Source organism: Bacilliculturomica massiliensis, assembly GCF_900605495.1.
Lineage (GTDB): Bacteria > Bacillota > Clostridia > Peptostreptococcales > Anaerovoracaceae > Bacilliculturomica > Bacilliculturomica massiliensis.
This window is the reverse complement of sequence record NZ_LR027603.1, coordinates 1,882,695-1,895,261: the sequence shown is the minus strand read 5'-3', so window position 1 is coordinate 1,895,261 and position 12,567 is coordinate 1,882,695. Positions and strand designations below refer to the sequence as shown.

General features: G+C 57.6%; 9 protein-coding genes. All 9 read left to right on the top strand.

All coding sequences use genetic code 11. The annotated features are described in order from the left end of the window. Positions 1–740 precede the first annotated feature (740 nt). The 9 genes from E0E37_RS17715 (at position 741) to hpdB (ending at position 12,566) form a co-directional block, all read left to right on the top strand. Positions 741–941 carry a 4Fe-4S binding protein gene (locus E0E37_RS17715; RefSeq protein ID WP_130864300.1) on the top strand — a complete coding sequence of 67 codons (201 nt, stop codon included), beginning with the start codon at positions 741–743 and terminating at the stop codon, positions 939–941. Between the two features lie 24 nt (positions 942–965). Then, a complete protein-coding gene (gene vorB, locus E0E37_RS17710) occupies positions 966–2,015 on the top strand; it encodes a 3-methyl-2-oxobutanoate dehydrogenase subunit VorB (protein ID WP_130864299.1) in 1,050 nt (349 codons plus the stop codon). Then, complete coding sequence (locus tag E0E37_RS17705; protein WP_130864298.1) at positions 2,016–2,756, top strand: thiamine pyrophosphate-dependent enzyme; 741 nt, start codon at positions 2,016–2,018, stop codon at positions 2,754–2,756. It begins immediately after the preceding gene. Positions 2,757–2,758: 2 nt separating this feature from the next. Continuing rightward, complete coding sequence (locus E0E37_RS17700; protein WP_130864297.1) at positions 2,759–3,289, top strand: 2-oxoacid:acceptor oxidoreductase family protein; 531 nt, start codon at positions 2,759–2,761, stop codon at positions 3,287–3,289. 12 nt (positions 3,290–3,301) lie between these two features. After that, positions 3,302–5,404: an acetate--CoA ligase family protein gene (locus tag E0E37_RS17695; RefSeq protein ID WP_130864296.1), complete on the top strand. Its 2,103-nt coding sequence runs from the start codon at positions 3,302–3,304 to the stop codon at positions 5,402–5,404. Between the two features lie 14 nt (positions 5,405–5,418). Then, a complete protein-coding gene (locus E0E37_RS17690) occupies positions 5,419–6,672 on the top strand; it encodes a pyridoxal phosphate-dependent aminotransferase (protein WP_130864295.1) in 1,254 nt (417 codons plus the stop codon). Positions 6,673–6,949: 277 nt separating this feature from the next. Then, positions 6,950–8,404 (top strand): sodium:solute symporter family protein, encoded by a 1,455-nt coding sequence (locus E0E37_RS17685; RefSeq protein ID WP_130864294.1) that lies wholly within the window; start codon positions 6,950–6,952, stop codon positions 8,402–8,404. 135 nt (positions 8,405–8,539) lie between these two features. Continuing rightward, the gene (locus tag E0E37_RS17680) at positions 8,540–9,832 is read left to right on the top strand and encodes an MFS transporter (RefSeq protein ID WP_130864293.1); all 1,293 of its coding nucleotides are present in this window, start codon (positions 8,540–8,542) and stop codon (positions 9,830–9,832) included. 25 nt (positions 9,833–9,857) lie between these two features. Then, entirely contained in the window at positions 9,858–12,566 is a 2,709-nt protein-coding gene (hpdB, locus tag E0E37_RS17675) for a 4-hydroxyphenylacetate decarboxylase large subunit (RefSeq protein WP_130864292.1), read from the top strand. The last annotated feature ends 1 nt before the right edge of the window (position 12,567 follow it).

The following is a 12,567-nucleotide window of genomic DNA, read 5'->3' as shown; positions in this document are numbered from 1 at the left end:
GCCCTGCGACGGAACGACCCGGACCCACGGCAGGATCTCCAATCCGGATAACCCGCGGTCTCTTATACACATCAAGAGGTGGATAAGAGACAGGCTCTGAAGCAGCCTGCCGCCCGGAAGCAGCCTGCCGCCCGGAACCAGCCCACCGCCCGGAAGCAGCCTGCCGTCCGCCGAAAAATCAGCCTGCCGCTCCCGGGAATCGGTTGATCAACACGGCGCAACTTTCAGTACATACTCTCATCGGTGGATCGACACGGCGCCACTCTCAGTGCATACTCTCATCGGTGGATCAACACGGCGCCACTCTCAGTACATACTCTCATCGGTGGATCAACACGGCGCAACTTTCAGTACATACTCTCATCGGTGGATAATCCCGCGTCGCCGTCTCTGACCAGAAGCACCGCGAATTTTGTAAAAAAAATTACCGGATAATTTTCAGAAATTTTCAAATGACGGGGCGGCTACATTTCGGCCAAAAGTTATATTGAAGAAAATTATTTTAGGGTTTAACCATAAAACGGGTATTTTTAGCCGATATACCGCCTATTTTTGCAAAAATTTATTTTTCTGATAATTATAAATATTAAATATAATCCCTGTTGACAAAAATATATTTAATGGTAGAATGTGATTGTGAAATTAATATTTCAAAATGAAATGTGATGTGAAACAAAAATTTCACACGCGGAAGGATTCATGTCATACAGGTCTATTCCAGGAGGGAGGAACGAAAGGTTATGGCGACGCTTTGTTTGAACACGGAGAGGTGCAAGAGCTGTGGGTTCTGCATTTTTACCTGCCCGGTGAAGGCGCTGAAGCTCAGCGGAAACTTGAACGCAGACGGGTACGATTATGTGGAGCACGACGACGGGAAATGCACGAAATGCGGTCTCTGCTACACCGTCTGTCCGGACAACGTATTTGAAATCAGCGAGTAGCGAAAAGTCGGAGGAGTGAGAGTTATGAAAAAAATGTGGAAGGGCAATCACGCGATTGCCGAGGCGGCCCTCAGAGCCGGCTGCCAGTTTTACGCGGGGTATCCCATTACACCTCAGACGGAGGTGAGCGAGTATTTGTCAGCCAGAATGCCGGAGCTTGGGAGAAAGTTTCTGCAGGCTGAAAATGAGATGGCCGCTGTTTATATGATCTATGGAGCCTACGCTTGTGGAATGAGGTCCATGACCAGTTCCTCCGGCCCCGGATTTTCGCTGAAGCAGGAAGGCATCGCCTACCTCTGCGCCAACAACTATCCTTCCGTTCTGGTCAACGTACAGAGATGGGGGCCCGGCCTGGGAACGCTGGATTCGGCGCAGACTGACTACCTGAGAGATACCAGAGGCGGCGGAAACGGCGACTACAGAGTCATCGTCCTGGCGCCCAACAGCATTCAGGAAACGGTAGACCTCATGTACGAGGTCTTCGACCTGGCGGAGAAATACAGAAATCCTGTGGAGATCCTCTCCGAGGCGGCCCTGGGCCAGATGATGGAACCCGTCGAATTCCCCGAATTCAAGGAGCGCACCGAGGATCTGGGCTGGACCTTCGACGGAACGAACCGGCCCCACGGCAGGATCGCCAATCCGGATAAACCGAGAATGGTAAAAGAAAAGTATGAACGGATCGCGGCCGAGGAGCAGCGTTGGGAGAGCTATCAGGTGGAGGACGCGGAATACATATTCGTAGCCTTCGGGCTTCCCTCCAGAACGGCGAGAAACGCCGTGGATCAGCTGAGAGCCAAGGGACAGAAGGCCGGCCTGATCCGGCCCATCACCGTGTGGCCCTTCCCCTACAACGCGTTTAAGGAAGCGAAAGGCAATGTGAAGGCGTTCATCTCCGTGGAATCCACAGACGCCGGTCAGCTGATCGAGGACGTGGCGCTGGCCGCTAAAAAAGAATTTGAGACCAATATCCCTGTCTACGGGCTGTTCAGCGGACAGAAGATCCCCAAGACGAAGGAGATCACGGAATTTTGTGAGAGGGTCATAGCCGGCCAGGAAAAGGAGGTGTTCTAAATGGCAGTTACAAAGACGACGCCAACGATGGTAAGCATTGCGAACTCCTTCTGTCCGGGATGCGGCCACGGTATTTTAAATCGGCTTATCGCGGAAGTGATCCAGGAAAAGGGGTTTGAAAATAAGACCATACTGACTCTGGGTGTAGGATGTTCTTGCAACATGAACTCCAGCTGGAACGGAGACAAGATCCAGTGCGCCCACGGAAGAGGCGCTTCCACAGCCACAGGAGTCAAGGTAGCGAGAAAAGATCTGCTCTCCATCGCCTATCAGGGCGACGGCGACGCGTACGTCATCGGCCTGGCGGAGACGTTGAACGCGGCTTACCGCAACGAACCCATTACCGTATTTGTGGTGAACAACAACAACTTCGCCATGACCGGCGGCCAGATGTCCTGGACCACCATGCCCGGTCAGGTGACCACCAGCAGCGTCCACGGGCGCAATACAGACGAGACGGGCCTGCCCATCAAGGTGCCCGAGATCGTGGCGGAGTTCCCGAACGTGGCCTATGTGGCCCGGGGTTCCGTGCACAGCGCCAAGGAGATCAACCGCCTGAAGGGCTACGTGAGAGACGCCATCGAGGCTCAGCTCTCCGGCGAGGGTTATTCCCTGGTAGAGGTCCTGTGCCCATGTCCCACCAACTGGGGAATGAGCGTGAAGCAGTCGGTGGACTGGATCGAAAAAGAAGTGGTGCCGTATTACAACCTGGGCGCGCTGAAGGAAAGAAAGGGGGAGTAAGTATGGAAATCGTATTTGCCGGATTTGGCGGTCAGGGAGTGCTGACCTCAGGGCTTATCGTATCGGAAATGGCCCTTGAAGAAGGAAAAAATGTGACTTGGATGCCCGCTTACGGCCCCACAATGCGCGGCGGAAAAGCTTACAGCGTCGTAAAATACATGGACGGCATGATCGGAGGCCCCGACATGGAGGAGATCGACATTCTGGTGGCCATGAACCAGCCGTCCCTGGAGTACGCTTCTCTGATGAAGGACGGCGGGCTGATCGTGATCAACAGCGACCACGTGGACGACGATGTGAAGATCGACGAAAAATATGACGTGATCCGCATCCCGTGCCTGACGCTGGCGCAGAAAGTAAACAATCCGAAGGCCGCCAACATCGTGGCCATCGGCGCCATGATCAAGAAGTGCGGGCTGTTTCCACCGGAGCAGGCGAAGGCCGCTCTGCGCAAGATTTTCACTGAAAAGGGAAAAGGAAAGTACGCCGACATGAACGAGGCGGCTTTCATGGAAGGCTACGACGGCGTGTAAAGGGGGAACAGTATGAATCTGGAAAAACTGATCAAACCAAAGAGCATCGCCGTCATCGGCGTGACCGACAAGCCCGGCTTTGGACGGGGGGCCGCCATGGGCGCCGTCAACAGCAGGATCGCCGACCGGGCCTATTTCGTCCATCCGAAGCGGGATGAACTGTTTGGAAAGAAATGCTATCCTTCCATCACGGATCTGCCGGAGGTTGTAGACTGCGCGGTCCTTTGCACCGCCTGCGCCACCGTGCCCGGCCTGATGGAAGAGGCGGGGCAAAAGGGAATCAAGGCGGCTGTGATCTACGCCAGCGGATTCTCGGAAGAGGGAACGGAAGAGGGAAAAGAGCTGGAACGGCAGGTGAAGGAGATCGCCGCGAAATACGACATGAGCGTGCTGGGTCCCAACTGCATGGGAATGCTGAACAATATCGACAAGGTGAACCTCTGGGGAGGCCACACCTACTGGGATCTGGAGGACGACGCCCACGGCATCGCCATCGTGGCCCAGAGCGGCTTCGTCTCCGCGGAGATCCTCAACACTGATTTCTTCAACGTGTCCTACGCCATTTCCTCCGGAAACGGCAATATCGTGACTCTGGAAGAATTTCTGGAGTTCGTGGTGGAGGACGACAAGGTCTCCGTGGTAGCCCTCTATCTGGAAGGCGTCAGAAACAGTGCCCGCTTCGTGGAAGCGCTGCGCAAGGCCGCCGAGCTGAAAAAGCCCGTGGTCATCCTCAAGGCCGGACGCTCTGCCAGAGGAGCCCTGGCGGCCGCTTCCCACACGGGAAGTATGGCCGGATCCAACAAGACCTTCATGAGCATCTTTGAAAAGTACGGCGTACTGGTGGCGGAGACCCTGGAGGAATTCATGTGTCTGGCGCAGACCATGAGCGTTCTCAGAGGCAACTTCCCTGCGAAGAAGGAGTATGCGGTCATCAGCTTCTCCGGCGGAGAGAGCACCCTCAGCGCGGACCTGGCCGAGGAGATCGGCGTGGATCTGGCGGAGATCTCCGAGGAAACAAAGGCTGAGATGCAGAAATACATACCGGGCTTCGCGGTGGCGAAGAACCCGCTGGACGCGACCACCAACCTGTTCCACGACGACGACAAGACCATCGGACTGCTGAAGGCCCTTCAGGCCGACCCGGCGGTGGCGGCCATCACCGTGGGGACCAACGTTAAGAAAGACTCGGACGCCACCACGGCAGAGCTGTGCGGCGCCATAGCCAAAGCAAAGCGGCAGGGAGTCACAAAGCCGGTCTTTGCTATACCATCGCTGGAGGGATACCGCTGTCGGGAGTCCAGAAGGATTCTGGAAGACGCCGGCGTACCGCTGATGTCCTCTATGGGCACATCCTTTCACTGTCTGAAACAGATCGCTGCCTTCGGTGCATACGACGCCGGGGAAAGAACGCTACTCTCCAGCGTGCCCCGGGTCCATGACGCACACAAAACCGCAGCCCTTTCCGAATCGGACAGCAAGGACGAGATGCGGAACTACGGTATCCCCGTTCCAGCGCAGACCGTGGCCCGAAGCGAAGCTGAGGTCAGGGACGCTCTGGAGAAGATGAAGAAACCAGTGGTCCTGAAGATCAATTCCGCGGAGATCCTCCACAAGACCGACGCGGGCGGCGTAAAGCTGAATATCGGCGACGGAGAAGAAGCGGTCGAGGCTTACCGCGAGATCCTGAAAAACGTGTCGGAGCGCATGCCCGGCGCAGCCGTAGACGGCGTGCTGATCCAGGAAATGGCGCCCTTCGGAGTGGAGATGATCATCGGCGTCACCAACGACCCGCAGTTCGGACCCATGGTGCTGGTGGGCATGGGCGGCGTGTTTGTGGAAGTATTCAAGGACGCGGCGCTGTACCCGGCTCCCATGAATAAAAAAGAAGCGGGCGATATGCTGAAAAAGCTCAAGTCCTACAAGATGCTCACAGGCTTCCGGGGCTCCGAGCCCTGCGATGTGGAGGCGCTGACGGACATGATCGTGAAGATCTCCGACTACGCCTACGAGCACCGCGACGAGATCAAGGAAATGGACCTGAATCCCGTATTTGTTTATCCCGAGGGACAGGGCGTGTGCGCAGTGGACGCTCTGATCGTGAAATACACTGACTGAGGAGGAAGAGTCAAATGGCAATTACCACAATGACCGCGTCCCACGCTGTGGGAAAGGGGAAACCGGACCCCAGCTTCAGCTCCGCTCACGGCGCGGGCTCTGCCATCGCTAAATTTGGAAAAGACAAGGTGACCGACGCTACCCTGGGCGTGCTCAAGGATGAGAACGGCGATTTCCTCACACTGCCGTCCGTGGAGGCCTGCTACCGGAGCCTGCCGGGAAACGAGCTGATGGATTACGCTCCCATCGAGGGTCTGGGCGACTTCATCAAGGCCGCAAAGGAATACGTGTTCCGCGGTCATCAGCCGGAAGGGACTTACTGCACCGGCGTGGCCACTCCCGGCGGCAGCGGCGCCATCCACCACATCATCTTCAACTATGTGGAGCAGGGCGGCACCTTCATGATCCCCGTCTGGCACTGGGGGCCGTACAGAGAGATGGCCACCGAGGTCGACCGCAAATGGGAGACCTATGAAATGTTTGACGAATCCGGGAAGTTCAGTCTAAAAGACCTGAAAAAGAAGGCCGTGGAACTGCTGAAGGTCCAGGACAGTCTGGTGACGATCTTCAACACACCGGCCCACAATCCCTCCGGCTACTCCATGACCAACGAAGACTGGGCCGAGGTGACGGAGTTTTACAGGGACTGCGCCAGGGATACCAGCAAACGCATCATCATCCTGTGGGATATGGCGTACATCGATTACGCCGGCGATCCCCACAAGCTCAGAGAATTTTTAAAGAACTTCGAGGGGCTGCCTGAAAACATTCTCGTGGCCATCGCGTTCAGCATGTCGAAGTCTTTCCTCTGCTATGGCCTGCGGTCCGGCGCTCTGCTGTGCCTGACCCCGTCCAGGGCTGTGGCCGACGAATTCGAGCAGGTGAACACCTTCTCGAACCGGGCCACCTGGTCCAACGGCTCCAGAGGGGCTCAGCGGCTTCTGGCAGAGGTCATGGGCGACAAAGGTCTCCTGGAGACCGTGGAACGGGAGAGAACGGCCTACCGGATCATGCTGGAGAAGAGGGCGCAGATGTTCTTTTCCGAAGCGAAGTCCGTGGGACTTCACACACTGCCCTACACGGCAGGCTTCTTCGCCACCGTACCCGCCAAGGAAACCGGGGCGCTGGCAGGAAAGCTGTCCGATCAGAATATCTTCGTCATTCCGCTGGCCAAGGCTATCCGTCTGGCACTCAGCGCCGTACCCACAAGCAAGATCCCGGGCCTGGCGACGAAGATCAAAGACCTGTACGCGGGCCACGAAGTATAAGGCATAATACGATGCCGGCGCCAGGGGCATGATAACGCCCCGGACAGAAGCGCGGCGGAACAGAAACAGATGAATAATTGGGGGGGCGCGGCGGACGCGCCGCGGCCCGCCCACCGCAATTATTTATAATTACACGCACGAAAACGAAGGTACGTAAGATCCGGATCTGAAATAGTGCGCCGGCGCATGTGCCGGCACACAGGCAGTTATCACTACAAACGACGAATACCAAATCAATTTTTCCACCGTCCCGTTTTGATTCTAAGGAGATGAGAAAATGGATCAAAGATTATACATCGTTATTGTAGCTGTCATTTATCTGGCAACGTTAATCGGCATCGGTTTCTGGGCTCAGAAGAGAGCCAGCAAGGTTACTGATTTCCTGGTCGCCGGCAGAAAGCTGGGACCTGTCATGTGCGCCTGTACCATCGCGGCGGTCCAGATCGGCGCCGGAGTCATCGTCGGAGGAGCCAGCACCGGAGGCACCTACAGCGTGTGGCCGGGTATGTACTACGCCCTGGGCTGCGGCCTTGGATGCATCGTGGCAGGACTGTTCATCGCGGGTAAAATGCGCGATGTAGAGGCAGTCGTGCCCATGGATTATTTTGACGTCCGCTTCGGGCAGCACAGACCTATCCGCGCCTGGGCGTGGGCGAGCAACGTGCCCAGCATGCTGGGGATCTTCGTGGCGCAGCTGCTGGCCTGCGGAAGTATTCTGTCGGCCTTCGGCATCCCCTTCTGGATCGGCGTCGTGGTCTGCGCCGTGGTCATCCTGATCTACGCTTCCATGGGCGGAATGTGGTCCGTGGTCGTAGGCGACACGGTGAACATCGCGGTCATCATGGTGGGCATTCCCATCGCGGCCATCGTGGCTTTCGTAGCGCTGAAGAACACCGGCGTGGAGGCGGTTTCCGCCATCTTTGGCACACCGTTCATCCCGGAAGGACTGTTCTCCAAGTTTATCTACATGGTAACGCCTATGCTGCTCTCCATCTCCGTTTCCTATGACGCCTTCCTGCGGTATCAGTCCGCGAAGGACGTGCGCACGGCCAAGCTGGGCTGCATCGGCGGCGGGATCATCACCATCTTCATCGGCACCATGGCCTCCGCCATCGGCGCCGCGGGGCATATCCTTTATCCCAACGCGGATGTGGGCGGGATCTTCGCCTTCACGGTATCCTCGACCATGAGTCCGATTCTGGCCGGCATCGTTGTCACCGCCGTTCTGGCGGCGGCCATGTCCAGCGGAAACGGCCTGCTGATCTGCATGGGAGCGTCCTTCTCCAGAGACTTTTACAACAAGCTGCTCCATCCGGAAAAAACGCTGGAGGAGCTGCCCGCGGCAAAGAACATCGCCCGTTTCACCATCGTAGGCGCCTGCCTGCTGGGCATCTTCTTCGCCTTCAAGATGGATAATGTGCTGGACGCCATCATCCTCTTCAACTACCCGTACATGGGCAGCATGCTGGTCCCGCTGTTCGCGGCGGTTCTGTACAAAGGGGCCACCGTCAAGGGCTGCTTCGCCGCCATGATCGTGGGAGCCGTCATCGGAACGGGAAGCTTCCTGGCCGGTATCCCGGGACCCTTCAACGGATGGGTGAATCCCGATATGGGCCTGATGCTGGCCTACGGAGTGTCCGTGATCGTGATGGTCATCGTGAGCTCCATCGACCAGAAAAACAGATGCCCCATGGTCGTGCACGGCGACGTGAGCATGAGGAAGAGCGCTTAGCGCAGGACAATTCGTTATTGAGATCCAGGAATTTGAATAAACGGCTCACTGTGTGAAACACACGCGGTAAAAGGGCTGGCGTCGGTGGCTTGCCATGGCGCCGGCCTGAGTTCGTCATACGGCAGAGGGAATGTTATGGAGCGCAAAAACAAAATTTTCTACGGCTGGCTTCTGTGTCTGTCCGGCACGCTGATGCTCATCGGCGGCGCGGGGATCGTGATCAACTCGGCCAGTCAGTTTTTAAAACCCGTCTGCGAGGCGCTTCACGTCTCCCGGGGACAATTTTCAATCTATCTCTCCATGGTCTCGGTAGCGTCCATGGTGTTCAGCCCCTTGATAGGAAAGGTCTTTGAAAAGTGGAGCCCCAGGATCGTCACGATCTGTGCGGGCAGCTTCATGGCGCTGATGTGGACCTGTCTGTCCTTTGCGGGGGACATCCGGCTGTTCTACGTGCTGGGCTTTCTCATCGGAGCCGGTTCCGCCTTCTGCGGCATGGTTTCGGTGAACATCCTCATGAACAACTGGTTTCACGCCAGCAAGGGGACGGCCATGGGCATCGCCCTCACCGGCTCAGGCATCGGCAGCATGATCTTCAATCCCGTAGCCAGCCGGCTCATCGAGGCCTTCGGCTACCAGACCGCCTACCGCTGCATGGGACTGTTCATCTTTCTCTGCGCGGTCCCCATGTTTCTGCTCTACCGCTACAAGCCTGCGGACATCGGTCTGGCGCCGCTTGGCCTTGAGGCAAAGAGCGGGGAGAGCGGGGAAAAGGCCGGACACCAGGGCGAGGCTCAGGAAGGGATCATGCGCAGCGAGGCGGTAAAGACGGCGGATATGTGGGCCCTCTGCTTTATCATATTCGGTCTCAGCGCGGGCTCGATGGGGATCTTCACCCAGCTGGCCGCTTATTTTACAGACGTGGGCTACGAGCAGAACACCGCCGCCGGCTTTGTCAGCGTGGCCAGTTTCGGCATGGCCTTTGGGAAGCTGTTCTTTGGATGGCTCAACGATAAGATCGGCACCAGATGGAATTTTACGCTGATGACGTCTCTGGCCGTGGCGGGCATCATTTTGCTGTTTATCGCCAGATCCACCATCCTGACCATGGCCGGCGCGGCGCTCTTTGGCATCGCGGTGGCGTCTCCCTTTGTGCTGTCGCCGCAGATCACGCTTTTCACATTTGGCGGAAAGGATTTTCCAAACATCTATGGATTCGGCTCCATTTTCCTGTTTTTAGGTCCCAGCCTGGCGCCGCCGCTGTCCGGTGTGATCTACGATAAGACCGGAAGCTACGCGCCCGCCTTCATCCTCTACACGGCTCTTCTGTCCGCGGTGCTGGTGACAGGCCTGCTGCTTCTGGCAAAGGGCGGCTATCGAAAAAGGTCGGAGTATCGGCAGACGGAGAGCGTGAATAAAACAGCGGTTTAGAACGGAATCAGAAAGAAGGTATAATATGAAAGAGGAAGAAAAAAAGATATTCGAGATCCTGGAGGGAAAGGGGGTCCGCGTAGACTGCCCGGCGGCGGAGGGGGAGGACTGTGAGAACCGCAGAGAAGCGGCACCGAGGGCGAAGAAGCTGATGGACCTGTACTATCAGTCCCTGGCCTCCACGTCCATGGAGTGGACCTACTGGTATACGCGAAAATTCGAGGAGGAGGACGGCGAGCTGCAGATCATACGCCGTGCAAAGGCTCTGGCCTGCGCCTTCGCCCACACCACGCCGGTCATCTATCCCGGCGAACTGCTGGTGGGAGCGAAGACCGGCTATCTCCGCGGCACCTTTCCCATGCCCTGGCTGATCCAGTCCTTTTTCGTATCCAAGAGCAGCGAGCTCTTTGAGAAATACAAGAGCGACAGCAGCTCAAGGCAGGCGGTGGACCAGGCGGCGGAACTGGGCCTGGGCGGCGGCAATGTGACCGCCGATCTGCCCGGCGTCATCTCCCTGGCCGGAAAGTTCGGCCTGCGGGCTTCTGAAGTACCCATGCTGAACAAGATCACGGAGTATTGGTCGGGAAAGACCATCGAGGAGATCGGCGAAAAGCACAGCAGATGGGTGCCGGATTTTGAGGTGAAAAACAACCTGACCAGGACCCTGACCTCCCGGGGCGATTCGGCCTACACCGTTCCGGTGGGCAGAGAAGTAGTCAGCTATTATTATCCGCTGCAGATGGGATTTGACGCCATGATCGAGCTGTGTCACGAGCGGGCCTCCCAGGTGGCGGGCAACGCGGACGGGGACGGCGTTTCCGGCATGGACCGCCTGTATTTCTATGAGGCCGCGGCCATCGTCACGGAGGGTATTCAGAAGTGGATCCTGAACTACGCCAAGGAGGCGGAGCGCCGGGCTTCCCTGGCGAAGCCGGGCCGTCAGAAGGAGGAGTACGCGGAAATCGCGGAGATCTGCGGCTGGATCGCCCACAAGCAGCCCCGCACCTTCCGGGAGGCCATGCAGCTCAGCTATTTCACCCATCTGGCGCTTCTCAACGAGGAAGTGGCTTCCGGCGTGGCGCCGGGCCGCGTGGGTCAGGTCCTCTGGCCCTGGTTCGAGCAGGACATGGAGGCGGGCAGGCTGACGGAGGAGCAGGCGCTGGAGCTTTTGGAGCTCTACCGCGTGAAGTTCACCGCCATCGATCTGTTCGTCAGCTCCGGCTCCAACAGCGTGCTCATGGGCAACACCTTCAACAATCTGTGTGTGGGCGGTCTGACGAGAGAGGGGCTGCCGGCCTGCAACCGTCTGGAGTACCTGATACTGGAGGCTGGTATGGCTCTGCCGTCGCCGCAGCCCACCCTGAGCGTGCTCTGGGACGAGAGACTGCCGGAGGAATTCGTTCTCAAGTGCGCGGAGGTGGTGAAGATCGGAGCCGGGTATCCGGCCTGGATGAACAACCGGGTGGCTACCGACTTCCTGCTGCGCCAGTACGGATCGGAGGGCATGACGGTGGAAGAGGCCAGAGCCTTCTCCATCGGAGGCTGTCTGGAGACGGCTCCGGGCTGCTGGAAGGAGCTGACCCTGAACGGGAAGACCTACGAGATCCCCGTGGGAGCCAGCAATTCCACCTCCGTGGGCGTGCACTTCATCTCCAACCCGAAGGTGCTTTCCCTGGTGCTCTTCAACGGAAAAGACGTGAAAAACGATATTCAGCTGCTGCCGCCTCACAACAAATCTCTGGACACCTATGAGGAACTGTGGGCGCAGTTCAAAGAATACTACGAGTACATCATCGAGGTACAGCGGAGATGCTGCAACATCCAGCACGATATCTGGCGGAAGAAGAACGTGCCCATCTGGCAGTCCGTGCTGAAGCCCGATTGTCTGGATAAGGGACTCCACGGCGGGAACATGGGCTTCCGCTACAACGCCACTTACAACATCGAGACCACGGGCACCGTCACCATGGTGAACTCCCTGGCCGCTCTGAAAAAACTGGTCTACGAGGAGAAGAAATACACCCTTGAGGACATGAAGGATGCGCTCCTGAACAACTTTGGCTATTATCTGTCGTCGGAGATCAAGAGCAACTCCATCAGCGAGCAGGTGCGCCGGCCTGACGGAGACCGGTACGACGATATTTACGGAGACTGCCTGACCGCGAACAAATACGGGAATGCGGATCCCTATACGGATTCGATCCTTCACGAGTACGAGACATGGCTCTGCGGAACCTGCGCCAATTTCGAGTCCCTGTACGCCAAGCCCATGTACGCCTGTCAGATCTCTGTGTCGAGTCACGGACTTCTGGGCTCGGGCTGCGGGGCCACTCCGGACGGCAGATTGGCGGAGACCACCTTCGCCGACGCCTCCATGTCGGCCTACCCGGGGACGGACAAAAACGGCCCCTACGCGCTGTTCACCTCGGCGGTGTGCTGGGATCACAGCGCTTCCCAGAATTCGCAGATGAACATGAAGATCCATCCCAGCGCCATCCGCGGCGACGCGGGAACGAAGCACCTGGCGGAGCTTGCCAAGTCGTACCTGCGCAAGGGCGGCTTCCACATTCAGTTCAACGTGGTGGATAACAGGACGCTGAAGGCGGCCCAGGCCAGGCCGGAGAGCTACCGGGATCTGATGGTCCGGGTGGCCGGATTTACACAGTACTGGGTGGAGATCGGAAAGGCGATCCAGGACGAAGTTATCGCGCGGACAGAGTATGAGGAAGTGTAGA

Coding starts and splice junctions, on each gene's coding strand:
- vorB (WP_130864299.1), top strand. CDS start 966: ATGAAAAAAATGTGGAAGGGCAATCACGCGATTGCCGAGGCGGCCCTC.
- hpdB (WP_130864292.1), top strand. CDS start 9,858: ATGAAAGAGGAAGAAAAAAAGATATTCGAGATCCTGGAGGGAAAGGGG.
- E0E37_RS17705 (WP_130864298.1), top strand. CDS start 2,016: ATGGCAGTTACAAAGACGACGCCAACGATGGTAAGCATTGCGAACTCC.
- E0E37_RS17715 (WP_130864300.1), top strand. CDS start 741: ATGGCGACGCTTTGTTTGAACACGGAGAGGTGCAAGAGCTGTGGGTTC.
- E0E37_RS17690 (WP_130864295.1), top strand. CDS start 5,419: ATGGCAATTACCACAATGACCGCGTCCCACGCTGTGGGAAAGGGGAAA.
- E0E37_RS17695 (WP_130864296.1), top strand. CDS start 3,302: ATGAATCTGGAAAAACTGATCAAACCAAAGAGCATCGCCGTCATCGGC.
- E0E37_RS17685 (WP_130864294.1), top strand. CDS start 6,950: ATGGATCAAAGATTATACATCGTTATTGTAGCTGTCATTTATCTGGCA.
- E0E37_RS17680 (WP_130864293.1), top strand. CDS start 8,540: ATGGAGCGCAAAAACAAAATTTTCTACGGCTGGCTTCTGTGTCTGTCC.
- E0E37_RS17700 (WP_130864297.1), top strand. CDS start 2,759: ATGGAAATCGTATTTGCCGGATTTGGCGGTCAGGGAGTGCTGACCTCA.